Consider the following 25,971-nt stretch of genomic DNA (forward strand, 5'->3'; position numbering starts at 1 on the left):
GGCAGAGCGTCGCGAATGAAATGCCCGCGATTAAGACATTCTTAATCATCGTTAACAGGATCGCGCCGTAACGCCTTAGCAATCAACGCAATTCTCAACCGGACTCGGCCAATTGCGGCAACTTTTCGTCAATAAACCGGCGGATCTGCGTCAAATCCCCCAAACATTTCGTTAACCATTTCCATGCTTGGGTGAGGGGAATCTGACCGCCGGACCGGCGGCCGTCGCGCGAAGCCGGGGCCTGCGCCATGACGCCTGAACTGCAAGGGATGGACTGGATGCCTTCGCCCCCGCTTGCGCCCATCGACAGCCCGCTCGACCTCGATCACCTCTCCCGAATGACGCTCGGCGACGCTGAGCTGGAGCAGGAAGTGCTGGCCATGTTCGCGGAGCAGGCGGCCCGCCTGCTCGCGGCGATGACGGCATTGCCGGCCGAGACCGGCACGCTTGCGCACAAGCTCAAGGGTTCGGCGCGCGGGATCGGCGCCTTTGCGGTCGCTGATGCCGCTGCCAGCCTGGAGACTGCGATCCGGACCGGCCATGGCCGGCCCTACGCCTTCGCCGCGCTGAAAGAGTCGGTGGCCGAGGCCCGCGCTGCCATCGCGGCGATGCTGAAGCGTTGAGCCGATACGATCGGAGCCGGGCTCTAGTCGCTTGTTTTGACGCGTTTTCTTCCCGCAAAGCGGGAATCATTTGGCTTCAAAACGCTATGGCGCCGGGCTGACCGACCCGTTATAGGACAGCCGGGACCCTCCTTCATTCAAAGCACCGCGGCAGCACGAGCACACATGGCCAAGATTCACTTTGTCGACCACAAGGGCGAAACCCGCACGGTGGAAATCGAGAACGGCGCAACCGTGATGGAAGCTGCGATCCGCAACAGCATTCCCGGCATCGAGGCCGAATGCGGCGGCGCCTGCGCCTGCGCAACCTGCCATGTCTATGTCGACGAAGCCTGGCGCGAGAAGGTCGGCAGCCCGACGCCGATGGAAGAGGACATGCTCGACTTCGGCTTCGACGTGCGCCCGAATTCGCGCCTGTCTTGCCAAATCAAGGTCTCCGACGAGCTCGACGGCCTCGTCGTGGCGACGCCCGAGCGCCAGGCCTGATCGTCTCCAAGCAGACTGTCCAAGTCGACTAGGTGCTCGGCGGCGCGACCTCGATGCCGCGCTTGTGCCAGGGTCTGAGCTTCTCGATCACCTCTGCGGTCAGCGGCGCCGGTCGCCGCGTCGCCTCGTCGAGCAGGACGCCGACCGACGTCGCCGACGCAATGCACGTGCCGTTCGAGAACACGACCTGCTCGAATGTCACCGACGTTCGCCCGAGCTTGACCACGCCGAGGCCGAGCTCGATCGAGCCGGGCCAGTGCAGCTCGGCGCGAAAATGCATGTCGAGCCGCACCATGATCCAGGCGAGCCCCGGCGGGGTCAGCCCGTATTCGGGAAGCTTCATCAGCGTGACACGGCCGGTCTCGAAATATGTGGCATAGACCGCGTTGTTGACGTGCTGGTTCGGGTCTAGGTCGCCGAACCGGACGTTGTCGCTGAGGCGAAACGGAAAGTCCTCAAGGCGCGGGGTCGTGTCGAGGCGGGCTGGCGCGTTCACCGATTGATCTCCGTCATATCCATCCTCGTTACAGCCCAGTTATTTTGGCCCGGCAAGTGGGCGCGGCGGCGGGGCGATCCCGCTTTTATGCCTTTCCTGTTCCATCCCCGTTGGCTAGACAGGCAGGGTCACCTCTGCCCAACGGGCGCCGTCCAACCGATAACGATCGATAAAGAGACGACATGAGCGACGTGATCAAAACCGATGTGCTGATTATTGGGGCCGGGCCCTGTGGTCTGTTCGCCGCCTTCGAGCTCGGCCTTCTCGACATGAAGGCGCATTTCGTCGACATCCTCGACAAGGTCGGCGGCCAGTGTGCCGAGCTCTATCCGGAAAAGCCGATTTACGACATTCCCGGCATTCCCCAGGTTTCGGGGCAGGGGCTGACCGACGCGCTGATGGAGCAGATCAAGCCGTTTCATCCGACCTTCCATCTTGGCGAGATGATCGAGACCGTGGAGAAGATCGGCGATCCCTTGTTTCGCTGCACCACGGATGCCGGCAAGGTGTTCGAATGCAAGGTGGTGGTGATCGCGGCCGGCGGCGGCTCGTTCCAGCCCAAGCGCCCGCCGGTACCGGGTATCGAGGCCTATGAAGGCACCTCGGTGCATTACGCCGTGCGCAAGATGGAGACGTTCCGCGACAAGAGCGTGCTGATCGTCGGCGGCGGTGATTCCGCGCTCGACTGGACGCTCAATCTGCATCCGATTGCGAAGCGCATCACGCTGCTGCATCGGCGCGACGAGTTTCGCGCCGCGCCCCATAGTGTCGAGCAGATGCGCGCGCTGGTTGCCGGCGGCAAGATGGATCTGCGGCTCGGCCAGGTCACCGCGCTCTCCGGGGCTGACGGAAAGCTCACCGGCGCGACCGTCAAGGGCAACGACAACAGCGTCACCGAAATCGCCTGCGACACCATGCTGCCGTTCTTCGGGCTGACCATGAAGCTCGGCCCGGTCGCGAATTGGGGCATCGCGCTGGAGAACAATCTGGTGCCGGTCGAGACGTCCGCGTTCGAGACCAATGTGCCGGGCATCTTCGCGATCGGCGACATCAACACCTATCCCGGCAAGATCAAGTTGATCCTGTGCGGCTTCCACGAGGGCGCGCTGATGTCGCAAAAAGCCCATCGTTATGTCTATCCGGAGAAGCGGCTCGTGTTCCAGTACACGACCTCGTCCTCCAGCCTGCAAAAGAAGCTCGGTGTCAACTGACGGAAGCGTTCGGGGCGGCGATGCCCCATGTTTCTGGTGCTGGAACCGTTCGTGAAATCGCCGTAGTCTACGGCCATTCCGGTCATAGGCTTGGCCAGGTTTTTGGCTTAGCACAGTTTGGCTCTGCGAAGTCTTGGCTCAGCAAAGGTGATTGGCTCAGCAAGGTGATCATAATGCGGACTCTCGTTTCCAGCTTTCGGCTGCTCTCCTTCCTGGCGCTCGCATTGTCGCTCGCGATCGTGACGCCGTGCGCGGCGCAGACCGCCGAGCCCACGGCGGCGGGCCTCTGGCAGAAGGTCGAAGACGGCAGGACGGTCGGATGGTTCCTCTTCGTCGATCGCAACGGCGTCTTCGAAGGCGTGATCGCCAAGACCTTCCCGCGGCCAACCGACGACCCGAATGAGGTCTGCTCCAAGTGCACCGACGATCGCAAGAACGCTCGGGTGCTCGGCATTTCCTTCGTCCGCGACATGAAGCGCGAAGGATTGAAGTACGAGGGCGGCAACGTGCTCAATCCGCGCGACGGCCAGATCTGGAAGGCCAACATGCGGGTCAGCCCCGACGGTCAGACCCTGACGTTGCGCGGCTATCTCGGCATCGCGCTGCTCGGCAAGGACGAGACCTGGACGCGCCTGCCTGATGCCAACATCGCGCAGGTCGATCCGGCCATCGTCGCAAAATACTTGCCCGCGCAGGCTGCAGCCGCCAAGCAACCGGCGCCCGCGGCGAAGAAGGGCGGCGCGATGATGGCGCCGGCAAAGCAGTAAAGGCGCAAGCCGCGCGCCGCGCGGTCTCAAAGGCCCTAGCGCAGGGTCTCCAGCCTGTGCGGGCACCTTCGCCGAAGGACGAACGTGCCTCGGGCGCCCTCCAGTAGTTCCCCGGAATGCGCGCTGGCGCCGGATTTGCATAGCTGTCGGCAAAGCTGCTGGGGGAGCGAGTCGCCGTCTCCACGCCTGCCGCGCACCATGCGGAAGGCGGACGGCAGCGTTTGCCCCGCGGTGATCACTTCGACCGCGGAGACCACATGAAACCTGCAAGACAGTGTGCCGCCGTGCTGCTGGGGCTGGCGGTTGTGACGCATTCGGCGCTGGCGCGCGACGACGGCCGCTTCGCCAACTCGCCCCTGAAACCCTGGTTCGAGAGTCTGCGTAGCGAGTTCGGGCAATGCTGCTCGGATGCCGACGGCTACGTCATCGCCGACGTCGATTGGGAGTCCGATCGCGGTCGCTACCGCGTGCGCATCGACGACGAGTGGGTCGTGGTGCCCGACGGCGCCGTGATCACCGTGCCGAACAAGATCGGCCGCACCATGGTGTGGAAGCACTATATCGACGGCCATCCGCGCGTGCGCTGCTTCATGCCGGGCAGCATGACGTAGACGCGCGTGCCATTCCGGCCGGCGCGGAGCGCCGAGCCGGAACGACAACGCCAGGCTTAGCGCGCCTGGTTGTTCGAATCCGCGCTCGCGAGCTGCTTGATCCGCGGCGACAGCACGGCGACCTGCACGGGCGAGGCCGGCATGGCGGCGACGATCATCGCGGGGCTCGCAGACTGCTCCTGGACGCCGGCGCCGCCGAGCACCTGCACTTGCGTTGTCGTGATCGGAAACGACGTCACTTCGTAGGAGGGAAGCTCGCTGGCGAACGCGGCGGCAGAGCTCGCAATCATGGCGCCGGCAACGGCAATCATCGAGAGAACACGCATTGGAAAATCTCCGTGGAAGATGTCAATCGGAGGTTTGGTCGCCGCGATGGCGGAACAGGTTCGCCCGGGCGGGAACATTCCCGTTGTCTTCGGCGCAGATATTGATTGCGTGATGCGAAGGGACGAAACGCGGAAGACGTTTTCCGCGCCAATGTTTCCGGACGGTTTCGCGAAAAGCGCCGATGCGCCCGCTCAATGCTCTTGCAGATCGAACTGCGCAGATCTCGCCAGCGCGGCGGCCGCGGCAAAGCGCAGGCGCATCGTCGTGCCGTAGCCGGGCGCGGAAGCGACGACCAACTCCCCGCCATGCGCCGCCATGATCTCGCGGACGATCGACAGGCCGAGACCGGCGCCTGCACCTGCGGCGTTGCCGGTCTGAAACGGCTCGGTCAGCCTGTGTTCGGCGCCATCGGGCAGGCCCGCCCCATCATCGTGAATAGCCACGCCATCGCAGCCGATCGTGGCGACGATGCGCCGCGCGCCATGGGCGTGGATGAGCGCATTGCCGACGAGATTGGCAAGTGCACTTCGGATCGCAGCGTCTACGCCCTGCACCACGAAGGGACCTCTTCCATCGTGCTCCAGCGCAAGCTCGATGCCGGCGTCCAGCGCCGACGGGCTGAAATCGGCCAGCACGTCCAGCGTGATTTGGGCAAGATCGATCGGCCGCTTCTCGATCGCATGATTTTGCAATCGCGCCAGGTCCAGCATCGCGGAGACCAGCGAGGTCAGCCGGCGGACGTCGCGCACCAGCTCGGCCTTCAGGGCCGGCTCGGGCACGTCCTCGATCTTGGCGCGCAGCAGCGTCAGCGGCGTGCGAAGCTGATGGGCGGCATTGCCGAGGAAGCGGCGCTGCATCCTGATATAGGCGTCGATCTCGCCGAAAGCGCGGTTCAGCGCCTCGACCAGCGGCTTCAACTCGCGAGGGACCTCGGACAGCGATATCAAACCTTGCGGCGCCGAGGGGTCGATCGCGAGCGCGCGACGCGCCACCCGCTCGATGCTGCGAGAGACGAAACGTGCGGCAAGCGCTGAACCGATGGCGACGGTCGCGGCAAAGGCCAGCGCCACCAGGGCGATCGAAAAGACCCTGCGGAGGAGAAAAGTCCTTGCAATCCGGCCAAAGCGAACCTGAGGCTCGCCGACCATCATCGCGAGCCGCAACGGGCCCCGTTGCACGGCGGAAAGACAGAAGGTGCTCTTCTGGTCGAGCGTGCTGAAAACGGACGAGCCGATGGGCCCGTGGTAGGGCAGCACGAAGGGAAGGGGAGGCCGGTGTTCGCTGCCGTACTCGCTGAGCAGGTCGCCCGCGGACACCACGTACCAGAGGTTTGGGCTGTCCAGCTTCAATTCCTCGAGCGCAGGAGTCGAGCGTATTATCAGACTTTGCCCTTCGATCACCGTCGCGCGATCGAGAACGGCCGCTACGACCTGGCATGCCCTGAACTCGCGCTCCTCCGTCGGGTAACGCCATATGAAGAGGCCAAGCATGATCAGGAAGATCGTGGTGGCGGCGATACCGAGCGAGAACGCAAAGGTTCGGGCGATTGACTTCATCGCGGCGTTGCCAGCCGCAGGATGTAGCCGATGCCCCGCATGCTGCGGATCTCGACGTCGCCGCCGAGTTCGGCCAGTTTCTTGCGCAAGCGCGAGACCTGCGCCTCGAGCGTGTTGGACTCGATCTCGTCGTCGAAGCCGTAGATCTCCTCGATCAGGGCGGCGCGGGTGATGACGCGGTCGCGCCGCATCAGCAGCGCCCCCAGGATCAGCGCCTCGCGCCGGCGCAGCAGGATCCTGGTGTCGGCGACTACCGCCTCGTTGCTGCCGAGGTGCAGCTCGACGTTGCCGAGCGACAGCACCGATGGGGCCAGCAGCCGAGGCCGGCGCAGCACCGCGCGCACGCGCGCAAGCAGCTCCTGCGGCTCGAACGGCTTGCCGAGATAATCGTCGGCCCCGCCGTTGAGCCCTTCGACGACATCCTCCTTGGCGTCCTTGGACGTCAGCATGATGATTGCGGGCCGCTCCGCCGATTGGCTCAGCGCCGTGACCACCTGGAGCGCATCTCCGTCGGGTAGCATCCGGTCGACGATCGCCAGATCATACTTGAAATTGTTCAGTGCCTGGCGGGCATCGGCGATCGAGCCGACGAGGTCGACGATGCCGTGCAATTGCCCGAGCAGCCGGCTGACATAGGCGCCGATCTGTGGTTCGTCTTCGATCACGAGGGAGCGCACGCGGGTCGTCCTTGACTCTGCTGGGGCAACAAAACCCTGACCGTGACGCTCCCTGGCCGAAGTCTGGCGCTTCGGCTCGTGCGCGAGGGTTCCCATAAAGGCGGCGAGCTTGGCGAATAAAAGGCAGGACCGAGTGAGCTCGCGGGCACGGCTCGTCACGTTTTTGAGGGCGTGATCGCGGTGGTGCAAGTTGGGGCAATGTTGATCCGGCGGGCGTGCCTGCCAGCGCCAGACATGGCCCTGGGAGCATCCGATCGCACCTTGCAATCTTGGGGCAATTTTGCCGGACCAGATGCTGTGGCTCCTAACCACAACAGTCGACTTGGCCTGCAAGGCCGGTCCGGGGCCCCGCAATGAATGATTTCGAAGAAGCCGCTCTCCGCCTCACGGCGATTGTGCGGCGGACGACCGCCTGTCTCACCGCACTCGGTGCGATCATGGCAACTGCGCCATCAGTCTCGCGCGCAGACCGCCTTCACGCTGCCAGCGCCGCCATTGGAGCTGCCGATGTTGCCCTCGCCGTCGGGAAACTGGACCGTCATGGTCGGCATCGGCGGTGAGTACAAGCCCGAGTTCGTCGGATCGAACAACGGGAAGTTTCTTCCGATCCCGATCTTCTCCATCCGCCGCGCCGGATCGATCGACCAGTTTCGCGGACCGCGCGACAGCGCCAGCATCGCGCTGCTCGACGTCGGCAATTTTCGCGCCGGCCCCGCGTTCAAATACGTCGCCTCAAGGAAGGCCGACAAATATGCCGAGCTGACCGGCCTTGGCAATGTCGACGCCGCCTATGAGCTCGGCGGCTTCGTGGAGTATTATCCGGTCGACTGGCTGCGCCTGCGCAGCGAGTTGCGCCAGGGCATGGGCGGCCATACCGGCACCGTCGCGGATGTGTCCGCCGACGTCATCGTGCCGCTGATTCAAAGGCTGACGATCTCGGCCGGCCCGCGCTTCACCTGGAAGAGCGCCAATGCCACTGCGCCATATTTCGGCGTCACCGACACGCAGGCACTGGCATCGGGGCTTCCGAGATACGATGCCAGGGGCGGTGCGCACTCGGTCGGTTTCGGCAGCCAGATCTCCTACCGCATCAACCCGCAGTGGGAGGTCCACGCCTATGTCGAGTACCAGAAGCTGCTCGGCGATGTCGCGGACAGCCCACTGGTGAAGCTGCGGGGATCCTCGAACCAGACCACCATCGGTCTCGGTGCGTCCTATTCGTTCGATTTCAGGATCCGATAGACCATGCGCGGCAAGATAATCCTAACTCTCGCCTGCGCGATCGCCAGCGTCGCGCTCGGTGCCGCCGCGGCGTTCGAGACGCGTGCGAGCCGGCTCCAGGCGATCAAGACCGTCGGCATCATCTCGGCGATCGGCGAGGAGATCAGCCTGACGCGAGCCGGCCTGACCGGGCTCGACAACGCCGCGCAGACCGCCTCGATCGGCGCATGGGGGCTGGACGAGCTGATCGTCCAGCAGGCGACGAAGCTGCTGAGCGGACGGTTTCATGTGCAGCCGGTGAGCTACCGGCGCGCGGCCTTCGCCGCGATCAGGGATTCGGCGGTCGCCCCGGTCAATCTGCTGCGGAGCGACCCGTTCAAGGAGCTGGTTCGCAGCGATGTCACGCCGCAGGGACTGGACGCGTATATCGTCATCACCCGGGCGAGATCGAAGCTTGGAAACGGCCGCAACGTCGAGGGCGTCGGGTTCGCCGAATATCGGACGTTGCTTGCGGATTACGGACTGATCCACGCGTTGTACGAGGTTCGCATCATCGAGGGCAAGTCGTTCGACGTGATCGAGAAGAGGGCGGCCGCGCCGCTCGACAACACTGGAACGGTGCGGATCGCCGGCCCGAGCGGACCGATCGAAGGGACGTTCGAGGAGGCGGGTTCGAGCGAACGGCTGCGTGCGGCGATCGCGAACCTCATCGTCCGAAGCCTGCCGCTCACGCTGGGCGACATGCACTTGATCGAGGGGCAGTGACGGTTCTGTCTTGACGCGTTGTCTTGACGCGAACCGGGACCCACTTCGCTCGGAAACGCTTTAGGTCACCGGCGCGGGATTGAACAGCGTGAGGTCGTTGTGGATGCCCCAGCGGTCCGACCAGGGTTTGGTTCGGCCGCTGGCGACATCGAGGATCAGGCGGAACAGGTCCCAGCCGGTCTCCTCGATGGTCTTCTCGCCGGTTGCGATCTTGCCGGCGTCGAAGTCGATCAGGTCTTTCCAGCGCCGCGCCAGCTCGCTGCGCGTCGCGACCTTGATCACCGGTGCTGCAGCAAGGCCATAGGGCGTGCCGCGGCCGGTGGTGAACACTTGCAACGTCATGCCTGAGGCGAGCTGCAGCGTGCCGCAGATGAAGTCGGAGGCGGGTGTCGCGGCGAACAGCATGCCCTTCTGCGTCGCCTTCTCGCCGGGCGAGAGCACGCCGGTGATGGCGCTCGAGCCGGACTTGACGATGGAGCCGAGCGACTTCTCGACAATGTTGGCAAGGCCCCCCTTCTTGTTGCCGGGCGTGGTGTTGGCGCTGCGGTCGGCGCCGCCGCGGGCGAGATAGGAATCGTACCAAGCCATCTCGCGCACCAGCGCGCGGCCGACGTCCTCGTTGATGGCGCGGCGAGTGAGCAGCTGGATCGCGTCGCGCACTTCAGTCACTTCCGAGAACATCACGGTCGCGCCGGCGCGCACCAGGAGGTCCGCGGCGAAGCCGACGGCGGGATTGGCGGTGACGCCGGAGAAGGCATCGCTGCCGCCGCATTGCAGCCCGATCACGAGGTCGGACGCCGGACAGGTCTCGCGCTTGCGCGTGTTGAGCACCTTCAGCCGCGCCTCGGCCTGGGTCATGATCGCCTCGACGATCGCACCAAAGCCGTCGAAAGCCTCATCCTGCATGCGGATGATCGCGTCACCCACGCCTTCCGGCACCAGGCGTTCGGGTGCGAGCTTCTCGCAGCCGAGGCCGACAACGAGGATCTCGCCGCCGAAATTCGGGTTGAGCGCGAGGTTCTGCAGAGTGCGGATCGGCACCACCGCGTCGGGCGCGGTGATGGCGACGCCGCAGCCATAGGCGTGCGTCAGCGGCACGACGTCATCCACGTTCGGATATTTCGGCAGCAGCTCGGCGCGGATGCGCTTGACCGCATATTCCATCGTGCCCTTGACGCATTGCACGGAGGAGGAGATGCCGAGGATGTTCTTGGTGCCGACCGAACCGCCCGGATTGCGGTAGCCCTCGAAGGTGAAGCCTTCGAGCGGCGGCAGCGGTGCGGGGACGGCGGTCGAGATCTCGAGCTTGTCGAGGGCAGGGGCCTCCGGCATGCGGATGCGCGCCTCGTCGACCCATTCGCCGGCCAGGATCGGCGACAGCGCGTAGCCGATGATCTCGCCATAGCGGACGATCGGTTCGCCTTCCGCGATGTCGACCAGCGCGGTCTTGTGTCCCTGCGGCACGAAGGCGCGCAACGTCAGGCCGCTGGCAAACCGCGCGCCGGCGGGGAGCCCGAAATCATTGACAACGATCGCGACATTGTCGCGCTCGTTGAGCTTGATGTAGCGGGGCTGCTCTTTCGCGGCGACGTCCTGGTCCATCGAGGACTCCGAAGTGTAGGGTGGGTTAGCCCCGTGATTGCGCGGAGCGCAATCACTCGGCGTAACCCACCAATGTCTGTATCTGCGGAAAGCAGAAGAGGTGGGTTACGCTGCGCTAACCCACCCTACAATCTCAACGATATCTCAGCCCGGGAACGTATAAGCCGTCTTCACCGTGGTGTAGAACTCGCGCGCGTAGGAGCCCTGCTCGCGGGCGCCGTAGCTCGAGCCCTTCCGGCCGCCGAACGGCACGTGATAGTCGACGCCGGCGGTCGGCAGATTGACCATCACCATGCCGGACTCGCTGTTGCGCTTGTAGTGCGAGGCGTATTTCAGGCTGGTGGTGCAGATGCCGGAGGCGAGGCCGAACTCGGTATCGTTGGAGATGGCGAGCGCCTCTTCGTAATTCTTCGCACGAATGACGGCGGCGACCGGACCAAAAATCTCCTCACGCGCGATGCGCATGTTGTTGTTGGCTTCGGTGAACAGCGCCGGCTGGAGATAGTGGCCGGGATTCTCGCGCTTCAGCAGCTCGCCGCCGAAGGCGAGCTTGGCGCCTTCGTCCTGGCCGATCTTGATGTAGCGCAGGTCCTGGTCGAGCTGGTTCTGGTCGACCACGGGGCCGATATGCACGCCGGCCTTGAGCGCATCGTCCACCGACAGACTGTTCAGACGCTCGGCCATGGCGGCGACGAAGCGGTCGTGGATGCCCTCGGTGACGATCAGGCGGGACGAGGCCGTGCAGCGCTGGCCGGTCGAGAAATAAGCGCCGTTGACGGCGACCTCGACGGCGGTCTTGAGGTCGGCGTCGTCGAGCACGACCAGCGGATTCTTGCCGCCCATCTCGAGCTGAAACTTCTTCATGGGGTTCGAGAGCACGCAGGCCTGCGCGATCTTGCGTCCCGTCTGCACCGAGCCGGTGAAGGAGATCGCGGCGACGTCCGGATGCTCGAGCAGGGTCTGGCCGACGACCGAGCCGGAGCCGACGACGAGGTTGAACACGCCCGCGGGAATGCCGGAGCGGGTGATGATCTCGGACAGCGCATGCGCCGAGCCGGGCACCAGCTCGGCCGGCTTGAACACCACGGTATTGCCGTAGCAGAGCGCCGGCGCGATCTTCCAGGCGGGGATTGCGATCGGGAAGTTCCAGGGCGTGATCATGCCGACGACGCCGACCGGCTCACGGGTGAGCTCGACGTCGAGGCCGGGACGCACCGAGGCGCCCTTCTCGCCGATCAGGCGCAGCGCTTCGCCGGCGAAGAACGCGAAGATCTGGCCGGCGCGGGCGACCTCGCCGATGCCTTCGGGGAGGGTCTTGCCTTCCTCGCGCGCGAGCAGGCGGCCGAGCTCTTCCTTACGGGCGAGGATTTCAGTCGAGATCTTGTTGAGCGCGTCGTAGCGCGCCTGCGGGGTCGACTGTGCCCAGGCGGGGAAGGCGGCCTTCGCGGCGGCGATCGCCTTCTCGGTCTGCGCCTTGTCGGCCTTGGCATATTCGCCGACGAGATCATTGGTGTTGGAGGGGTTGATGTTCCTGGTGACGCCGGAGCCGTCGACCCATTCGCCGCCGATGAAGTTCTTCAGGATCGCTGTCATCTTTTTCCTCCAGGGGAACGTTTCTAACGCACGAGGCAGGGACGCTTGTCGTCAAACGTCCAGCCGGGGATCAAGTCCTGCATGGCCATAGCGTCATCCCGCCCGCCGAGTCCATGCTTCTTATAAAGCTCGTGCGCGGCCTCGATGGCGGGGCGGTCGATCTCGATGCCGAGGCCCGGGCGGTCCGGAACGGCGATCTTGCCACCCTTGATCTGGAGCGGCTCCTTTGTCAGCGCCTGACCGTCCTGCCAGATCCAGTGGGTGTCGATCGCGGTGACCTTGCCGGGGGCGGCGGCGCCGACATGGGTGAACATGGCAAGCGAAATGTCGAAATGGTTGTTGGAGTGCGAGCCCCAGGTCAGGCCGTTGTCACGGCAGGTCTGCGCCACGCGCACCGAGCCTTGCATCGTCCAGAAATGGGGATCGGCCAGCGGGATGTCCACCGCCCCGAGCCGCAGCGCATGGGAGAGTTGCCGCCAATCGGTCGCGATCATGTTGGTGGCGGTCGGCAGGCCGGTGGCGCGGCGGAACTCGGCCATGATCTCGCGGCCGGAGAAGCCGGCCTCGGCGCCGCAGGGGTCCTCGGCATAGGCGAGGATGCCATGCATGCCCTTGCAGAGGCTGATCGCCTCATCCAGCGACCAGGCGCCGTTGGGGTCCAGCGTGACGCGCGCGCTGGGGAAGCGTTTTGCGATTGCGGTAACCGCCTCGATCTCCTGCTCGCCGCGGAGCACGCCGCCCTTGAGCTTGAAGTCGGCGAAGCCGTAATGGTCGTGGGTCGCCTCCGCGAGCCGCACCACGGCCTCGGGCGTCATCGCCTCCTGGTGGCGGAGATTGAACCATTCCGCCTTTCCGGTCTCGCCCGTGACGTAGTCGAGCTTCGACTTACGACGGTCGCCAACGAAGAAGAGATAGCCGAGCGTCTCGACGCTGGTGCGCTGCTGGCCTTCGCCAAGCAGTGCTGCGACGGGCAGGCCGAGATGCTGGCCGAGCAGGTCGAGCAGCGCGGATTCGATCGCGGTGACCGCATGGATCATCACGCGAAGATCAAAGGTCTGCTTGCCGCGTCCGCCGACGTCGCGGTCGGCGAAGGCGGTACGGATATCGGCGAGGATGTTGTTCATCGCGCCGACCGTCTTTCCGATCACGAGGTCGCGCGCGTCCTGGAGCGTCTGCCAGATCTTCTGCCCGCCCGGCACCTCGCCGACGCCGGTGTGGCCGGCATTGTCGGTGAGGATGACGATGTTGCGGGTGAAGAAGGGCGCATGCGCGCCGCTCAGGTTGAGGAGCATGCCGTCGCGGCCCGCGACCGGGATCACCTGCATCGCCGTGATAACAGGTGCTCCGGCGACTGACGCGCCGGAAATCTCAGTCTGGGCCATCGCAGGCTCCTCCGTTCGTCTTATTATTCTGCAGCCTGTTGTGACGATCGTGCGGCGGGCAGCTTCTGCACCAGTGCGGTCAGCTCCGCCATCTCCTGCTCGGTGAGATCAGTCAGCGGCGGACGGACCGGGCCGGAATCGCGGCCGATCACCTTCATGCCGGCCTTGATGATCGAGACCGCGTAACCCTTCTTGCGGTTCCGGATCGCGATCAGCGGCAGGATGAAATCCTTCAGGCCGGCCTGGATCGTGGCGTGGTCGCGCTTGCGCACCGCGGCGTAGAAGTTGGTGGCGAATTCCGGCACGAAGTTGAACACGGCCGAGGAATAGGTCGTCACGCCCATGTCGAGATAGGGCAGCGCGAAGGTCTCGGCGGTCGGCAGGCCGCCGACATAGGTGAGGCGGTCGCCGAGCTTGGTGTAGACGCGGGTCATCAGCTCGATGTCGCCGATGCCGTCCTTGTAGCCGACGAGGTTCGGGCAGCGCTCAGCAAGGCGCGCGAGCGTGTCGGGCTGGAGGATGGCGTTGTCGCGGTTATAGACGATGACGCCGATCTTCACGGCGGCGCAGACCGCCTCGACATGGGCGGCAAGGCCTTCCTGCTCGGAATGGGTGAGGTAGGGCGGCAGCAGCAGGAGGCCGTCGGCGCCTGCCTTTTCCGCACCGATGGCGATCTCGCGGGCAATCGCGGTGCCGTAGCCGGTGCCGGCGAGCACGGGCACGCGGCCCTTGGTCTCGTCGACGGCGACCTTGACGACCTGCGGAACCTCTGATGGCGTCAGCGAGAAGAACTCGCCGGTGCCGCCCGCGGCGAACAGGCCTGCGACGTCATAACCGCACAACCAGTCCATGTTGGCGCGATAGGTCGCCTCGTCGAAGGAATAGTCCGCCCTGAACGGCGTGACGGGGAAGGACAGGAGGCCCGATCCGATCTTCTGGGCCATTTCCTGCGGGGTCATCTTGCTCATGGGCGCTCCCTTCTCGTGTTGCGGAGGACGCAAGCAGAGGCCGCACGTCCATGCGCCGTGGTTTAGGAGACCGTTCGATGCGCGTCCAAACCAAAGCCTATATCGACCGATGCGGATTGAGCATCAATCCTCCGCCAGCTCCGCGGAGGACAATTCGCCGGCGATCTTGACCAGCGCCGACAGCAGCGGGTTCTCGTCCTCGCGCCGCCACACCATGAACAGCTCGACCGGAACGCGCGTGCGCAGCTTCAGCGGACGCAGGCGGACGTCGGAGATCTTCAGGCTCGCCGCTGCCGCCGGTACGATGGCGAGGCCGAGGCCCGCGCGCACCATCGCAAGGATCGAGTGGATCTGGCTGAGATGCTGGACGTAGCGCGGCAGCACGTCGGCGCGGGTGAACAGCGCCACCAGGAGGTCGTGGAAGTAGCGGCTCTCGTAGGGCGAGTACATCACGAAGGGCTGGTCGTCGAAATCCTTGATGGTGATGCCGTCGGCATTCGCCAGCGGATGCTTCTTCGGGATCGCCGCAAGCAGCGGCTCGGCGACGACGCGACGGCTGGCAAGCTCGGGCCGCGCGATCGGCGGCCGCAGCAGGCCGGCATCGATCTGGCCCGAGGTCAGCGCCTCGAACTGGTCGCCCGATACCATCTCCTTCAGAGAGAAATCGACCTCCGGCAATTTGGCGCGGCAGGCGGCGATGAGCTCGGGCAGAAAGCCATAGGCCGCGGCCGCGGTGAAGCCGACCTTCAGCGAGCCGGTCTTGCCGAGCGCGATGCGGCGGGCCACTTGCGAAGCGCTCTCCGCAAGCTTGAGGATGCGCCGCGCCTCCGGCAGGAAGCTGCGCCCGGCCGGGGTGAGGCGTACCGAGCGGCTGGTGCGCTCCAAGAGCGGCGCGTCGATGATGTGCTCGAGCACCTGGATCTGCCGGGACAGCGGCGGCTGCGTCATGTTGAGCCGCACGGCGGCGCGGCCGAAATGCAATTCCTCCGCCACCGTGACGAAACAGCGGAGCTGGTTGAGGTCGAACATCGATACATGCCTTAGATGAATAAGGCGTTTCCCCGGCACTTCTAGCATCGATCACCCCCAAAACAAAGACGGCGGCCTTGTGGGCCGCCGTTGAGTTGCCTGGTCAGGCTCTCCCATGGGAGCCCTCAGGAGGAACAGGCTGATGCGAGACCGCCTGACGTCCGCTGCGGACGCCACTGCGCTCATCACGCGCCTCTCTTAAGCCTCGGCCGTTTGCCCGACACGAGTCCTAGAGGTGCGCGCGGCGAAGTGTCCAAGTTCAAGGCAGTATCGATCGATGCTGTTTTTGGATCGATGGAACGGCGAAGTGGGGGATGATCGGTGTTGGGAAACCCTATCAAACCAGCGCTGTCATTCCCCGCGAAGGCGGGGAATCCAGTACGCAGCGGCGTCTCGATTCAATCACTGCTGTCACGGAGTACTGGATCGCCCGGTCAAGCCGGGCGACGACGGTGGGTGTGTGGAGGCAGCGCGCGCTATTGCTGCGCGCTGGGCAGCAACTGCGGCAGCAGTCCGCGCGTCACGTTCGGCGGCACGGCGTCGAGACCGAGCACGGCGCTCGCCGCCGGCAGCGCCGCGTCGGCCATCGCGGCATGGCCCTCGGCGCTCGGATGCACCGCGCCGCCATAGACGGCGGAGAGCACGCCCCAGGCCGCATCGTGGATGTCGGTCGGCTGGCTCGCCGCCGGCAGGCCTTGCGGATAGGTCATCGCGGCGAAATAGCTGTCATTGGCGTCGCGGATCCAGCGCGCGCGGGGCAGGTAGGCGCGGTATTCCGAGGCGCCGCGGCCGCACAGCATCGGCTGGCTCGCCGCGCTGACGATGTCGGGATCGAAGCTCTGGCCGTTCGCGGCAAAGCAGCTGCGGTCGAATTCGGGATCGTTGCCGGAACGGGCGCAGAAGCCGTGCTCGGCGAACGCGGCCTGGTGCGCATCGACGAAGGTCATGCGGTCGGCTTCGGGATCGCGGCACAGCGCACCGCGGGTGCAGGTGGCGAGCCCCTTCAGCTGCGGCAGGAATTCGCTGTCGACGAAGGCGGAGACGCGGGAAAGGCGCTGCGGATCGGCATTGAAGGACGGGTGGATGTCGAAGCCGGCCCGGCCGCCGCGGCAGGGCGCACCGCCGTCGGCGAGCGCAGGATTGGCATAGGAGACATAGACCACGTGCGAGAGGTCGCCGCCGACCAGCGGCTTCAACGCCTCGCGCAGCTTGACGAAAGCCTGCGGCAGCTCGCGTTGGAGCGCATCGCGGGAATCGTCGACGCTTGCCATCACGCCGGAGCGGCGGAACAGCGCGCGCTCGGTGGCGGTTTCGACGATGACGTCGGCGACCAGGCCGGAGAAATAGACGTCGTTGGCGCCGACCGAGAGCAGCACGAGATCGAGCGTGCGATCGGGCTGGCGCTTCTTCGCCGCGGTGACGGCTTCCCGCAGCTCGGCGACTTGCGCGTTCACGCTGGTGTTGCAGACGCCGGTCTTGCCGGGCGGGCATTCGCGGGCGCGCTGCGAGCCGAGCAGCCCGTCGACGATGCTGGCGCCAGTGCAGGCGAGCGGCAGGAAGGTCACGGCGATGTGGGTGTAGCGCACCGCGAGTGCCAGCGCGGTGCGCGCCTGATAGCTGTAGAGCGATCGATGGCACGGCGCATTGAACCAGAGCGCGCTGTAGCGCTGCCAGTTGGCGAGCGTATCCGGCGCCTCGCAGGCGCGGCCGCCCTTGAAGCCGTGGCGGCTCGGCCGATAGTACTGCTCGCCGGCGGTGCCGAGATAGGAGCGGAAGCAAAAACCTTCGTCCGACAGCGCCAGTGGCCGGTCCGGGTTGCCTTCGCCCGAGGCGATGCTGTCGCCTAGACCTGCGATGAAGATGTCGCGGACCTGGATCTCGGTCTGGACCCGCTGGGTCGGATCGGAGCCGGCCGAGACATCGACGGTCGCGACCGTCTGCTTGCCGTAGCGGACGCGCAAATTGACCGGCTCGGCACAGTCGAAGGTCGAGCTCTGCGGCCCGTCGCCGTCATCGAACGACCAGGCGCAGGTGGCGCCGACCGGCACCGCACCGGTCAGGCGCACCGTCACCGGATGGTCGATCGGCGTGATGTAGTTCTCTTTGACATTGTCGCGGGTGCAGGGCTGGTTGACCCGCCCCTGCAGATCGATGCACAGCCGGTTGACCATGTTGCGGGCCCAGCCGCGGCCCTCGCTCTGGAGCTCCAGCGACTGCTCGGCGGCCAGAATGCTGCGGTTACGCGCGTTCTCGACATGGAGCAGGAAATCACGCTCCTCGCGGAATAGCCGGAAGCGGTTACGCACCTCCCAGCTGATCTGCATGGTGCCGGCGTCCTGCGCGGCGGCACGCTCGGGCAAAGCGAGGAGGCTGGTAAGCAGCACGGCGCCTGCCGAAAGGGTGCGAAGGAATACGGAAATCATGGCCCGCGTCTTCAACGGCAAAGTTGAGGCGGAAATAAGAGAGGATTGCGCGCCGGCCCGCAACCTTTGTCCGATGATTCCGAGGTGCCTTCGGCGGCTCAGCGCTTGCCGGCCTGCCGCAGCAGCCGTTCGCGCTCCATCGGCGTCACCTCCTTCGGCAGGTTGGCCTGCGCGCAGGCTTCCGCCAGCCGCCGCCGCTCCTGCCACGGTGCGACCACATTCATCCAGAGCTCGCGCATGCCCATGATGGAGATGGCGAGGCCGAACGGGATCACGAAATAGAGAATGCGGAACACCAGCAGCGTGGCCAGAAGCTCCTCGCGGCCGAACTGGGGCAGCGCCACCAGCATGGCGGCATCGAACACGCCGATCGAGCCGGGGGCGTGGCTGGCAAAGCCGATCAGGGTCGCCAGGATGAACACGACCGCGAGCGACATGAAGTCGATCGGCGGGTTAGCCGGCATTAGGAGGTACATTGCGGTGGCGCAGTAGCCGAGATCGACGACGCCGATCAGGATCTGCACCAAGGTCAGCGGTGCCGAGGGCAGCACCACCTTCCAGCCTTTCTGGCCGAGCTCGCGGCGCTTCTCGCCCATGCAGAGCCAGACCAGATACGCGCCGATCGATGCGAGACCGCCGAGGGCGATCAACCGGTTGAGCGAGGAGGGCAGCTGATCCATCGAGGAGGCCGCATCCGGATGGATGGCCATGCCGATCGAGAGCACGAAGATGTTACCGAGCCAGAAGGTCAGGCCCGACAGGAAGCAGATCTTCGCGACGTCGATCGCGTTCAGTCCGTAGTCCGAATAGATCCGGAAACGGATCGCGCCGCCGGTGAAGACCGTGGCGCCGATGTTGTGCCCGATCGAATAGGACGTGAAGCTGGACAGCGCCGCGATGCGATAGGGCACGTGCTTCTTGCCGATCGTTCGCAGCGCAAAATAGTCGTAGAAGGTCAGCGTACAGAACGCGAAGACGACGCAGATCGCCGCCAGCCCGATGTTGCCGCGGGGAATCTCCGTCAACGCGGTCAGGATGACCCCGGTATCGATGCCCTTGAGCGTCCGCACCAGCGTGGTGATCGCAAACGCGATGATGAAGATGCTCGCGGCGACGCCGAGCCGTCGCCAGCCGATCCATCTGTTGAAGCCGCGTTTCAACGCGGGCAGCAGTCCGTGCATTCATCCTCCCGGCGGGGGGCAAGACCGACCGGGCCAGACATTGGCCGGTCGGGTGCGATCACGGCCAAAAGGCAGGCATCGATCGCTAGGCATGATCCAGCTCATTTAAGGCAAAATCAGCGGCTTGTGCAGCCCTTGACAACAATAGGTTCTGCGTTCGGCGGGCAACTTTGTCATACGCGGTTCATATCGGCGGCGCGTTAAGCATATGAGTCGCGAAACCCGACGCCATCCCCGCGCTCGCCGTGCCGATAAGATCTCAAATCCCGGCGCCGTCCGCATTGTTCCAGCGCAGAGCCGTATCGGCGTTTTTGGAACGTCGATGCCGCGTGGTCGTTAGGCTCCATCAGCAATCGAACATGGCGGAATACGCGGCTTTTTCGTGCAAGCCGGCGCCTCCGTGTTCCCAAAACCCGAGAGGATCAGAACGATGGGACTGTTCACAAAAGACATCAAGACCATGAACGACCTGTTCGTACATCAGCTCCAGGACATCTATTACGCCGAGCAGCAGCTCACCAAGGCGCTGCCGAAGATGGCGACCAAGGCCACTGATCCGCAGCTGAAACAGGGCTTTTTGACGCACCTCGAGGAAACCAAGCAGCACGTCGCGCGGCTCGAGGAGGTCTTCAAGATGCACGGCGTCCCCGTGAAGGCGGTCGACTGCCCGGCAATCGACGGCATCATCGAGGAAGCCGACGAGACCGCCGGCGACGTCGCCGACAAGGCGGTGCTCGACGCGGCCCTGATCAATGCGGCGCAGGCCGCGGAGCATTACGAGATCGTCCGCTACGGCAGCCTGATCGCCTGGGCCAAGCAGCTCGGCCGCAAGGATTGTGCGGCGGTGCTCGCCAAGACGCTCGAGGAGGAGAAGGCGACCGACCAGAAGCTGACGACGCTCGCCGAGAGCAAGGTGAATCTGCGCGCGGCGAGCTGATGCGATTGCACTGGACCGACGCCGAGAACGCCGCGCCATCAGCGCGGCGTTCCTGATTTAGTGGGCCTATATTTGAGCCCGAAGCCGAGCGCGATCACGGCAAAGGCCGCGATCATGGCGGCGAAGACGATACTCGCAAGGCGCGGGCTTGCCAGCGTCAAGATCACCCCGATGCCGATCACAGGAAGCGCGTTGCCTAGAAAGCCGCAGATGAAATAGGCCGAGACCACTTCCGCGCGACGATCCTCCGGCGCGATCTGGTTCACCACCTGCAGGCTGCCACGATAACCCAGCCCCACCGCAACTGCGCATAGCGTAATTGCCGCGATCATCAGGGCCATCGATGCCTGAAATTGTGCAGCGACGATCAGTGCCACGCTCGGGAGCATGAGGTCGAGGGAGCACAGCATGGCCGTGCGGCTCGACAGCGAGCGTCAGCGCGATAACGATGGCCACCACTGCGGAGAACTCGAGGAAGACAGCCCCGGCCACGGCGTGATGATGGCAACGACCGTTGCAGTGAGCGCTGTCCGGCGGCGGCCAATCTGGTCCGAGATGCGCCCGAACACCAGCAGCGCAGCCAGATTGCCGATCACATAGGTAGATCAGCGTCAGGGTGATTTGCGAGAAGCCGAACTGTCGCTCGTAGAGCACATAAAGCGGCGTCACCAGGGTGCTGCCCGCGAACAGCACGCCGATCAGGCCGGCGACGATTGCAAGCGTAGCCAGCTTGCCGAATTCGGACCCACTGTGTGATCAATGGAGTAGTGCTTCGTTGCCATGCCTAACCTATAGATGTAGTCCCGGCGGCCAACTCGAAGCAATCACCCCCGTTCCCTGTGTCCCCGGCGCGGCTGGCATGCGCGCGCGGGAAGGTTGATTGTATTGGCACCCGCTCATCCGCCAATTGAAAAATGGGGAGCGAACGCGCGCTGACCGGCAACGATCGGTTGATTTTGGAAGCTCCTGTTCACCATCCGGCACGCCAATCATCCTTCGTTACCTAATATCCACCACTTCCCGGCTTTGGTGATGGCAGGCTTGGGGAATGCTTATGTATCAGGTGCTCTACTGTCTGACCGACGAACATGACTGGCGGCTGGTCGCGCTTGCCGGCGCGGTGTGTCTGCTCGCCAGTGCGGCGGCGATCAGCCTGTTTCACAGGGCGCGCGCGACGCAGGGATCGGGGCGCCTGGTGTGGCTAACGCTCGACGCAGTCGTCGCCGGCTGCGGCATCTGGGCGACGCATTTCATCGCAATGCTGGCGTACGGACCGGGCGTCGGCGGCGCCTACAATGTCCCGGTGACGCTGGTGTCGCTGATCTTCGCCATCGCCGTCACCTTTGTCGGCTTGAGTGTTGCGGTCTCGACCATCCGGCCCAGCCTCGTCGCCCTCGGGGGGGCAGTTGTCGGAGGCGGCGTGGCGGCGATGCACTATACGGGCATGATGGCGCTCGAAATCCCTGCGCGCGTTAGCTGGTCAACGGGGACCGTGGCCGTGTCGATCTTGCTCGGGCTGATCTTCGGCGCGCTCGCGCTCCATGTTGCTGACCGGCGTGACAGCCTGTCCGGCGCGCTCGGTGCCACGGTGCTGCTGACCGTGGCCATCGTCTCGCATCATTTCACGGCGATGGGGGCGGTGCAGCTGACGCCGGATCCGACACTGGTGATCAGCGGGCTATCAATCCCGCCGACGTCGCTGTCGGTTTTGACCGCGAGCGCCGCGGCTGCGATCATCATGATCGCATTGCTCGCCGCGCTCCTCGACCGCCGCGCCAAGGGCGAATTGGGCCGCCAGCAGATGGTGCTGGATACGGCGCTCGAAAACATGTCGCAGGGGCTCTGCATGTTCGACGCCGACGGCAAGATCATGCTGTTCAACGAACGTTATGCATCGTTGCTCCGCCGCACCGGGATCGCCCTGACCGGCCGCCTGCTGGCCGACGTGCTGAGGGAAGAGCAGGCCAGCGGCGAGTGGCAGGGCAATGCCGATGAATTCTTCGCCCGCCTCGTCGCCGATGCGCGGGACGGCCGCACCACGACCGAAATCCTCAATCGCTCCGGCCGCTCTATCCGGGTGGTCAACCAGCCGATGCAGGGCGGCGGTTGGGTCGCAACCTTCGAGGACATCACCGAATGGCTGGAGGCGCAGGCGAAGATCTCCCATATGGCGCGCCATGACGCGCTGACCGGCCTGCCTAACCGCGTGCTGTTCCACGAACAGCTCGAGCATGGGCTGCGCCGGACCAGCTCGGGCGACCAGCTTGCGGTGCTCTGTCTCGATCTCGACCACTTCAAGGACATCAATGATTCGCTCGGCCATCCCATCGGCGATGCCTTGTTGAAGGAGGTTGGGCGCAGGCTGGAGGCGAGCGTCGGCGAGAACGACACCGTGGCCCGGCTTGGCGGCGATGAGTTCGCCGTGGTCCTGATCGGGCGCTCCGAGGAGGCGGTGGCTAGATCCCTGGCCAGCCGTCTCGTAGAGGTGATCTCGGCGCCTTACGAGATCGACCAGCATCAGATCGTGATCGGCGTCTCGATCGGCATCTCGCTGTCGCCGCAGGACGGCAGCAGTCCAGACGAGCTGTTGAAGAACGCCGACCTCGCATTGTACCGCGCCAAGGCGGACGGTCGGGGCACCTACCGCTTCTTCGAGACCGGTATGGATGCGCGCGCGCAGGCGCGGCGGCTACTGGAAATGGATCTCCGCGCGGCGCTCCAACGGAACGAATTCGAGGTGCATTATCAGCCGATCCGCGACGTCCTCAGCGAGCGCGTCGTGGCCTTCGAGGCGCTGCTGCGCTGGAGACATCCGCAGCGCGGGCTGATCGCACCTATCAAATTCATTCCGCTGGCCGAAGAGACGGGCCTCATCATCCAGCTCGGCGAGTTCGTGCTGCACCGGGCCTGTGCCGACGCGGCGACCTGGCCCGACGGTATCGACGTTGCCGTCAATTTGTCGCCGGTGCAGTTCAAGAGCCCAAACCTGATCGCAGGGGTGACCGAGGCGTTGGCCGCCTCGGGACTCGGTGCGCGCCGCCTCGAGCTCGAGATCACCGAATCCGTCCTGCTCCAGAACAGCGAGGCGACGCTGACGACCTTGCACGAGCTGCGCGCCATGGGCGTGCGGATCTCGCTCGACGATTTCGGCACCGGCTATTCGTCGCTGAGCTATCTGCGCAGCTTCCCGTTCGACAAGATCAAGATCGACCGCTCCTTCGTGTCAGAGCTGGCGACGCGCGAGGATTCCATGGCGATCATTCGCGCCGTGACCGGCCTCGGCCGCAGCCTCGGCATCGTCACCACGGCGGAGGGCGTCGAGAACGACGCGCAGCTCGAGCTGCTCCGGCGCGAGGGCTGCACCCAGGCGCAGGGTTATCTGTTCAGCAAGCCGCGGCCCGCCTCGGATGTCGCGATTATGCTGGAACGGCCGCGGCTGCGCGCGTCGGCTTGAGAGGTCAGCTTCGGCGCAGCGCGAAATGCGCGCCGCAGAACGCCATCACGGCGCCGAGACACAGGGCGGCAAGCCCGGCGAGCACGCCCGAGACGGTCGGGATCGGGCTCGGCGCCGACGCCGCCTGACCCGCTCCCGCAAGCAGCAGCACGCCGACCGCGATCAGGAATTGCCGCATCCGCTGCCGGATCTGTCCGGAAACGGCGCTCTGCATCAGGCTCGCCGTGAAATAGCCGCCGGAGAAGCCGACGGTGGCGATCAGCCACCAGGCGATGGCGGCGCCCGCCGGAATGAACTCATGCGTGTCGGAGCGCCAGAGGCGGCCGAGATCGAGACCGTAGCGCGCGCCCAGCATGTGCACCGCGAGCGCCAGCAACACACCGGAGATCATCGCGGCGCCGAGAATCAGGTGGCGCGGAAAAAAGGTCGTCTCAGCCATGTCTCGCTTGTAGGATGGCCGGGGGCGATCGCGCAAGCCGATCGCCCAAGCGATCGCCCATGGGTTCGTTGACGACATGCCGGAAGCGGAAGCGGGTTCGACCACGAGCTATGCCTACAAGGCCTCGCTGATCGGCTCGGCGCATCGCTTCGAGCTGACGGAGCAGGGGCTGTCCTGGCACATCGCCGGCCGCTCCGGCCTGTGGCGCTATGACGAGATCTCGGCGATCCGGCTGTCGTTCCGCCCGGTGTCGATGCAGCAGCACCGCTTCCGCGCCGATATCAACCGCACCGGCGGCGGCCGCATCGCGATCCTGTCGACGAGCTGGCAGACCGCGGCGCTGATGGCGCCGCAGGACAACGGTTTTCGCGATTTCCTGATCGAGCTGCACGCGCGGATGGCCAAAGCCGGCAGCCGCGCCGAATTGACTGCGGGGCTCGGCCGCAAGACCTATGCGGCGGTGCTGGCGTTCCTGGCCGTGCTCGCCGTGGCAATGGCGGGGCTGTTGTTCCGCGCGCTTCTGACCGGCGAGCTCGCCGGCGTGCTGTTCATCCTCGGCTTCGCCGCGCTGTTCGCCTGGCAGGTCGGCGGCTTCGTGCGGCGCAACCGGCCGCAGAGCTACAGTTTCGATCGCGTGCCGAAGGCCCTGCTGCCCTAAAGCGTTTGCGAGCGAAGTGAGGTCCGGTTCGCGTGAAGAAAACGCGTCAAATGAGAGCCCTACTCCGTCGAATCGAAATCGTCCTCCTTGGTGCCGAGCAGCGAGACGATGGTGCGCAGGCCGGAATCGAGCTGCTCGGGCGAGGGCGGGGCCAGCGCGAGCCGCACCGCATTCGGCGCATGACCGTGCGCGATCGCGAAGGTCGAGGACGGCGTCAGCGCGATGCCGCGCCTTGCTGCTGCCGCGACGAAAGTCTGCGAGCGCCAGTGCGGCGGCAGCGTCAGCCAGAGATGATAGGAGCGCGGATCGGCGGCGAGCTGGTAGCCGGAGAGCAGCCTAGCGGCGGTCTGCTGTCGGCGCGCGGCATCGATGCGTTTCAGCCGGGTCAGCTCGGCGACGGTGCCGTCGGCCATCAGCCGCTGCCCGGCCGCGAGCGCATGGCCGGAGGCGATCCAGCCGCCGGTCCGCACCGCGCTCATCACACTCTCGCGCAGATGCGGCGGCGCGACGAGGATGCCGAGCGCGAGCCCCGGTGCGACCTTCTTGGACAGGCTGTCGAGCACGATGCAGCGGTCAGGCCCGAGCGCCGCCAGCGGCGTGTCGTCGGCGAGGAAGCCGTAGACGGCGTCCTCGATGATGGTGAGATCGAGCTTCTCGGCGACGCGCATGATGTCGGCGCGCCGCGTCGCGTTCATGGTGACGCCGAGCGGATTCTGGATGATGGGCTGCAGATACAGCGCCGACAGATGCGCCTCGCGATGGGCCTTCTGGATGGCGTCGGGCCGCGCGCCGAACTCGTCCATGGGGATCGGGACCAGCGTCACACCGAGCCGCGCGGCGATGCTCTTGACGTAAGGGTAGGTCAGCGCCTCGACGCCGCAGCGGCCGCCGGTGGGCACCAGCGCGGCAAGCGCGGCCGCCAGCGATTGCTTGCCGTTGGCGGTGAAGAAGATCTGCTCGGGCTGCGGCGAAAAATCCTTGCGTGCGAGATAGGCAGCCGCGGCAACGCGGGCGCTCTTGGTGCCGGTGCTGGTGGAAACGCGCAGTGCGGATTCGAGCGCGTCGATGCGCTCGAGCCCCGCGAGGCTCTTGGCGATCATCGCCCATTGCTGCGGCAATAGCGGGTAATTGACCTCGAGATTGATGCGCGCGTCGGCCGGCTCGCGCATGGTCTCGACTTCACGCCTGACGTCGCCGGAGATGAACGTGCCGCGCCCGACCTCGCCGACCACGAGGCCACGGCGGAGCAATTCAGTATAGACCCGGCTCGCGGTCGAGACCGCGATGCCGCGGTCATAGGCAAAATTGCGCTGCGGCGGCAGCCGGTCGCCGGGCCTTAACGTGCCGTTAGTGATATCGGCCGCAATGGCATCGGCCAGCTTCACGTACTCGAACTTGGACATATTGCACCGAGAGCAATGTTTTGCTTGCTCCGAGGAGTGTACTGGAGCATTTAAGTTCCATCAAGTTCCGCGATTGAGCCGAGGAGAGCGAGAGCAATCCGGCGGCAAATGAGGTGCAGGCGCCCACTAGCGTCCGCGCCAACGGCACCTGCTTCGCCGCGC

Annotated in this window: 25 protein-coding genes; 11 read left to right on the top strand and 14 right to left on the bottom strand. The window is 65.3% G+C overall.

Annotated features, from left to right (window positions below; all coding sequences use genetic code 11):
* The first annotated feature begins 248 nt into the window (after positions 1 to 248).
* Together ABIA40_RS05460 and ABIA40_RS05465 are read left to right on the top strand one after the other, a co-directional pair.
* Entirely contained in the window at positions 249 to 623 is a 375-nt protein-coding gene (locus tag ABIA40_RS05460; protein WP_271540558.1) for an Hpt domain-containing protein, read from the top strand.
* A 165-nt stretch (positions 624 to 788) separates the two neighbouring features.
* Positions 789 to 1,109 (top strand): 2Fe-2S iron-sulfur cluster-binding protein, encoded by a 321-nt coding sequence (locus tag ABIA40_RS05465; RefSeq protein WP_008143731.1) that lies wholly within the window; start codon positions 789 to 791, stop codon positions 1,107 to 1,109.
* A gap of 28 nt (positions 1,110 to 1,137) precedes the next feature.
* Here ABIA40_RS05465 and ABIA40_RS05470 read toward each other — a convergent pair whose 3' ends face one another.
* Positions 1,138 to 1,605, bottom strand: coding sequence for a thioesterase family protein (locus ABIA40_RS05470; protein WP_225114188.1), 468 nt, complete (start codon positions 1,603 to 1,605; stop codon positions 1,138 to 1,140).
* Between the two features lie 182 nt (positions 1,606 to 1,787).
* Between ABIA40_RS05470 and ABIA40_RS05475 the strand changes: the two genes are divergently transcribed.
* The 3 genes from ABIA40_RS05475 (at position 1,788) to ABIA40_RS05485 (ending at position 4,194) form a co-directional block, all read left to right on the top strand.
* A complete protein-coding gene (locus ABIA40_RS05475; RefSeq protein ID WP_271540555.1) occupies positions 1,788 to 2,816 on the top strand; it encodes an NAD(P)/FAD-dependent oxidoreductase in 1,029 nt (342 codons plus the stop codon).
* A gap of 173 nt (positions 2,817 to 2,989) precedes the next feature.
* Positions 2,990 to 3,583 carry a DUF2147 domain-containing protein gene (locus tag ABIA40_RS05480; RefSeq protein ID WP_157280838.1) on the top strand — a complete coding sequence of 198 codons (594 nt, stop codon included), beginning with the start codon at positions 2,990 to 2,992 and terminating at the stop codon, positions 3,581 to 3,583.
* Positions 3,584 to 3,840: 257 nt separating this feature from the next.
* Positions 3,841 to 4,194: a hypothetical protein gene (locus ABIA40_RS05485; RefSeq protein WP_271540552.1), complete on the top strand. Its 354-nt coding sequence runs from the start codon at positions 3,841 to 3,843 to the stop codon at positions 4,192 to 4,194.
* A 56-nt stretch (positions 4,195 to 4,250) separates the two neighbouring features.
* Here ABIA40_RS05485 and ABIA40_RS05490 read toward each other — a convergent pair whose 3' ends face one another.
* The 3 genes from ABIA40_RS05490 to ABIA40_RS05500 all read right to left on the bottom strand — a co-directional run bounded on the left by ABIA40_RS05490 (position 4,251) and on the right by ABIA40_RS05500 (position 6,754).
* Complete coding sequence (locus tag ABIA40_RS05490; protein WP_271540550.1) at positions 4,251 to 4,520, bottom strand: hypothetical protein; 270 nt, start codon at positions 4,518 to 4,520, stop codon at positions 4,251 to 4,253.
* Between the two features lie 192 nt (positions 4,521 to 4,712).
* Positions 4,713 to 6,077 (bottom strand): cell wall metabolism sensor histidine kinase WalK, encoded by a 1,365-nt coding sequence (locus ABIA40_RS05495; protein ID WP_275511904.1) that lies wholly within the window; start codon positions 6,075 to 6,077, stop codon positions 4,713 to 4,715.
* Positions 6,074 to 6,754, bottom strand: coding sequence for a response regulator transcription factor (locus tag ABIA40_RS05500; RefSeq protein WP_036015597.1), 681 nt, complete (start codon positions 6,752 to 6,754; stop codon positions 6,074 to 6,076). Before ABIA40_RS05500 ends, ABIA40_RS05495 begins: the two co-directional genes overlap by 4 nt.
* 507 nt (positions 6,755 to 7,261) lie before the next feature.
* Between ABIA40_RS05500 and ABIA40_RS05505 the strand changes: the two genes are divergently transcribed.
* Positions 7,262 to 7,996 (top strand): MipA/OmpV family protein, encoded by a 735-nt coding sequence (locus ABIA40_RS05505; protein WP_404539690.1) that lies wholly within the window; start codon positions 7,262 to 7,264, stop codon positions 7,994 to 7,996.
* Between the two features lie 3 nt (positions 7,997 to 7,999).
* Positions 8,000 to 8,740 carry a hypothetical protein gene (locus ABIA40_RS05510; protein ID WP_404539693.1) on the top strand — a complete coding sequence of 247 codons (741 nt, stop codon included), beginning with the start codon at positions 8,000 to 8,002 and terminating at the stop codon, positions 8,738 to 8,740.
* A gap of 60 nt (positions 8,741 to 8,800) precedes the next feature.
* Here the strand turns inward: ABIA40_RS05510 and garD are convergent, their stop codons facing one another.
* From garD to ABIA40_RS05545, 7 genes are all read right to left on the bottom strand, one after another.
* Entirely contained in the window at positions 8,801 to 10,342 is a 1,542-nt protein-coding gene (garD, locus tag ABIA40_RS05515; protein ID WP_404539696.1) for a galactarate dehydratase, read from the bottom strand.
* Between the two features lie 144 nt (positions 10,343 to 10,486).
* Positions 10,487 to 11,935, bottom strand: a complete 1,449-nt coding sequence (locus tag ABIA40_RS05520; protein ID WP_057028773.1) for an aldehyde dehydrogenase family protein — start codon at positions 11,933 to 11,935, stop codon at positions 10,487 to 10,489.
* 23 nt (positions 11,936 to 11,958) lie between these two features.
* Positions 11,959 to 13,317, bottom strand: coding sequence for a glucarate dehydratase (gene gudD, locus ABIA40_RS05525; protein WP_157280832.1), 1,359 nt, complete (start codon positions 13,315 to 13,317; stop codon positions 11,959 to 11,961).
* 23 nt (positions 13,318 to 13,340) lie between these two features.
* Complete coding sequence (kdgD, locus tag ABIA40_RS05530; protein ID WP_036030198.1) at positions 13,341 to 14,285, bottom strand: 5-dehydro-4-deoxyglucarate dehydratase; 945 nt, start codon at positions 14,283 to 14,285, stop codon at positions 13,341 to 13,343.
* 123 nt (positions 14,286 to 14,408) lie between these two features.
* Entirely contained in the window at positions 14,409 to 15,314 is a 906-nt protein-coding gene (locus tag ABIA40_RS05535; RefSeq protein ID WP_109143167.1) for a LysR substrate-binding domain-containing protein, read from the bottom strand.
* 476 nt (positions 15,315 to 15,790) lie between these two features.
* Positions 15,791 to 17,737, bottom strand: coding sequence for a hypothetical protein (locus ABIA40_RS05540; protein WP_271540530.1), 1,947 nt, complete (start codon positions 17,735 to 17,737; stop codon positions 15,791 to 15,793).
* 98 nt (positions 17,738 to 17,835) lie between these two features.
* The gene (locus ABIA40_RS05545) at positions 17,836 to 18,918 is read right to left on the bottom strand and encodes a YbhN family protein (protein WP_404539701.1); all 1,083 of its coding nucleotides are present in this window, start codon (positions 18,916 to 18,918) and stop codon (positions 17,836 to 17,838) included.
* A gap of 430 nt (positions 18,919 to 19,348) precedes the next feature.
* Here ABIA40_RS05545 and ABIA40_RS05550 point away from each other — a divergent pair, with 430 nt between their 5' ends.
* Positions 19,349 to 19,855 carry a ferritin-like domain-containing protein gene (locus tag ABIA40_RS05550; protein ID WP_271540528.1) on the top strand — a complete coding sequence of 169 codons (507 nt, stop codon included), beginning with the start codon at positions 19,349 to 19,351 and terminating at the stop codon, positions 19,853 to 19,855.
* A gap of 38 nt (positions 19,856 to 19,893) precedes the next feature.
* Here ABIA40_RS05550 and ABIA40_RS05555 read toward each other — a convergent pair whose 3' ends face one another.
* Positions 19,894 to 20,232 carry a hypothetical protein gene (locus ABIA40_RS05555; RefSeq protein ID WP_404539704.1) on the bottom strand — a complete coding sequence of 113 codons (339 nt, stop codon included), beginning with the start codon at positions 20,230 to 20,232 and terminating at the stop codon, positions 19,894 to 19,896.
* A gap of 31 nt (positions 20,233 to 20,263) precedes the next feature.
* Between ABIA40_RS05555 and ABIA40_RS05560 the strand changes: the two genes are divergently transcribed.
* The gene (locus tag ABIA40_RS05560) at positions 20,264 to 20,455 is read left to right on the top strand and encodes a hypothetical protein (protein ID WP_404539707.1); all 192 of its coding nucleotides are present in this window, start codon (positions 20,264 to 20,266) and stop codon (positions 20,453 to 20,455) included.
* Between the two features lie 454 nt (positions 20,456 to 20,909).
* The gene (locus tag ABIA40_RS05565) at positions 20,910 to 23,309 is read left to right on the top strand and encodes an EAL domain-containing protein (RefSeq protein WP_404546172.1); all 2,400 of its coding nucleotides are present in this window, start codon (positions 20,910 to 20,912) and stop codon (positions 23,307 to 23,309) included.
* 4 nt (positions 23,310 to 23,313) lie between these two features.
* Here the strand turns inward: ABIA40_RS05565 and ABIA40_RS05570 are convergent, their stop codons facing one another.
* Positions 23,314 to 23,748: a hypothetical protein gene (locus ABIA40_RS05570; RefSeq protein WP_404539710.1), complete on the bottom strand. Its 435-nt coding sequence runs from the start codon at positions 23,746 to 23,748 to the stop codon at positions 23,314 to 23,316.
* Between the two features lie 76 nt (positions 23,749 to 23,824).
* Between ABIA40_RS05570 and ABIA40_RS05575 the strand changes: the two genes are divergently transcribed.
* Entirely contained in the window at positions 23,825 to 24,406 is a 582-nt protein-coding gene (locus ABIA40_RS05575) for a hypothetical protein (RefSeq protein ID WP_404539713.1), read from the top strand.
* 59 nt (positions 24,407 to 24,465) lie between these two features.
* On the opposite strand, the gene ABIA40_RS05580 is transcribed toward ABIA40_RS05575, so the two are convergent.
* Positions 24,466 to 25,809 carry a PLP-dependent aminotransferase family protein gene (locus ABIA40_RS05580; RefSeq protein ID WP_225129423.1) on the bottom strand — a complete coding sequence of 448 codons (1,344 nt, stop codon included), beginning with the start codon at positions 25,807 to 25,809 and terminating at the stop codon, positions 24,466 to 24,468.
* Positions 25,810 to 25,971: the final 162 nt, after the last annotated feature.

It is taken from the genome of Bradyrhizobium sp. USDA 223 (assembly GCF_044909005.1).
Classification (GTDB): domain Bacteria; phylum Pseudomonadota; class Alphaproteobacteria; order Rhizobiales; family Xanthobacteraceae; genus Bradyrhizobium; species Bradyrhizobium yuanmingense.

Bases quoted from the DNA above. Each gene is read 5' to 3' on its own strand.
- ABIA40_RS05510 (WP_404539693.1), top strand. From the start codon at position 8,000: ATGCGCGGCAAGATAATCCTAACTCTCGCCTGCGCGATCGCCAGCGTC.
- ABIA40_RS05575 (WP_404539713.1), top strand. From the start codon at position 23,825: ATGCCGGAAGCGGAAGCGGGTTCGACCACGAGCTATGCCTACAAGGCC.
- ABIA40_RS05540 (WP_271540530.1), bottom strand. From the start codon at position 17,737: ATGATTTCCGTATTCCTTCGCACCCTTTCGGCAGGCGCCGTGCTGCTT.
- ABIA40_RS05520 (WP_057028773.1), bottom strand. From the start codon at position 11,935: ATGACAGCGATCCTGAAGAACTTCATCGGCGGCGAATGGGTCGACGGC.
- ABIA40_RS05550 (WP_271540528.1), top strand. From the start codon at position 19,349: ATGGGACTGTTCACAAAAGACATCAAGACCATGAACGACCTGTTCGTA.
- ABIA40_RS05465 (WP_008143731.1), top strand. From the start codon at position 789: ATGGCCAAGATTCACTTTGTCGACCACAAGGGCGAAACCCGCACGGTG.
- gudD (WP_157280832.1), bottom strand. From the start codon at position 13,317: ATGGCCCAGACTGAGATTTCCGGCGCGTCAGTCGCCGGAGCACCTGTT.
- kdgD (WP_036030198.1), bottom strand. From the start codon at position 14,285: ATGAGCAAGATGACCCCGCAGGAAATGGCCCAGAAGATCGGATCGGGC.
- ABIA40_RS05560 (WP_404539707.1), top strand. From the start codon at position 20,264: ATGGCCGTGCGGCTCGACAGCGAGCGTCAGCGCGATAACGATGGCCAC.
- ABIA40_RS05570 (WP_404539710.1), bottom strand. From the start codon at position 23,748: ATGGCTGAGACGACCTTTTTTCCGCGCCACCTGATTCTCGGCGCCGCG.
- ABIA40_RS05580 (WP_225129423.1), bottom strand. From the start codon at position 25,809: ATGTCCAAGTTCGAGTACGTGAAGCTGGCCGATGCCATTGCGGCCGAT.
- ABIA40_RS05475 (WP_271540555.1), top strand. From the start codon at position 1,788: ATGAGCGACGTGATCAAAACCGATGTGCTGATTATTGGGGCCGGGCCC.
- ABIA40_RS05460 (WP_271540558.1), top strand. From the start codon at position 249: ATGACGCCTGAACTGCAAGGGATGGACTGGATGCCTTCGCCCCCGCTT.
- ABIA40_RS05495 (WP_275511904.1), bottom strand. From the start codon at position 6,077: ATGAAGTCAATCGCCCGAACCTTTGCGTTCTCGCTCGGTATCGCCGCC.
- ABIA40_RS05535 (WP_109143167.1), bottom strand. From the start codon at position 15,314: ATGTTCGACCTCAACCAGCTCCGCTGTTTCGTCACGGTGGCGGAGGAA.
- ABIA40_RS05490 (WP_271540550.1), bottom strand. From the start codon at position 4,520: ATGCGTGTTCTCTCGATGATTGCCGTTGCCGGCGCCATGATTGCGAGC.
- ABIA40_RS05565 (WP_404546172.1), top strand. From the start codon at position 20,910: ATGTATCAGGTGCTCTACTGTCTGACCGACGAACATGACTGGCGGCTG.
- ABIA40_RS05480 (WP_157280838.1), top strand. From the start codon at position 2,990: ATGCGGACTCTCGTTTCCAGCTTTCGGCTGCTCTCCTTCCTGGCGCTC.
- ABIA40_RS05545 (WP_404539701.1), bottom strand. From the start codon at position 18,918: ATGCACGGACTGCTGCCCGCGTTGAAACGCGGCTTCAACAGATGGATC.
- ABIA40_RS05505 (WP_404539690.1), top strand. From the start codon at position 7,262: ATGTTGCCCTCGCCGTCGGGAAACTGGACCGTCATGGTCGGCATCGGC.
- ABIA40_RS05485 (WP_271540552.1), top strand. From the start codon at position 3,841: ATGAAACCTGCAAGACAGTGTGCCGCCGTGCTGCTGGGGCTGGCGGTT.
- garD (WP_404539696.1), bottom strand. From the start codon at position 10,342: ATGGACCAGGACGTCGCCGCGAAAGAGCAGCCCCGCTACATCAAGCTC.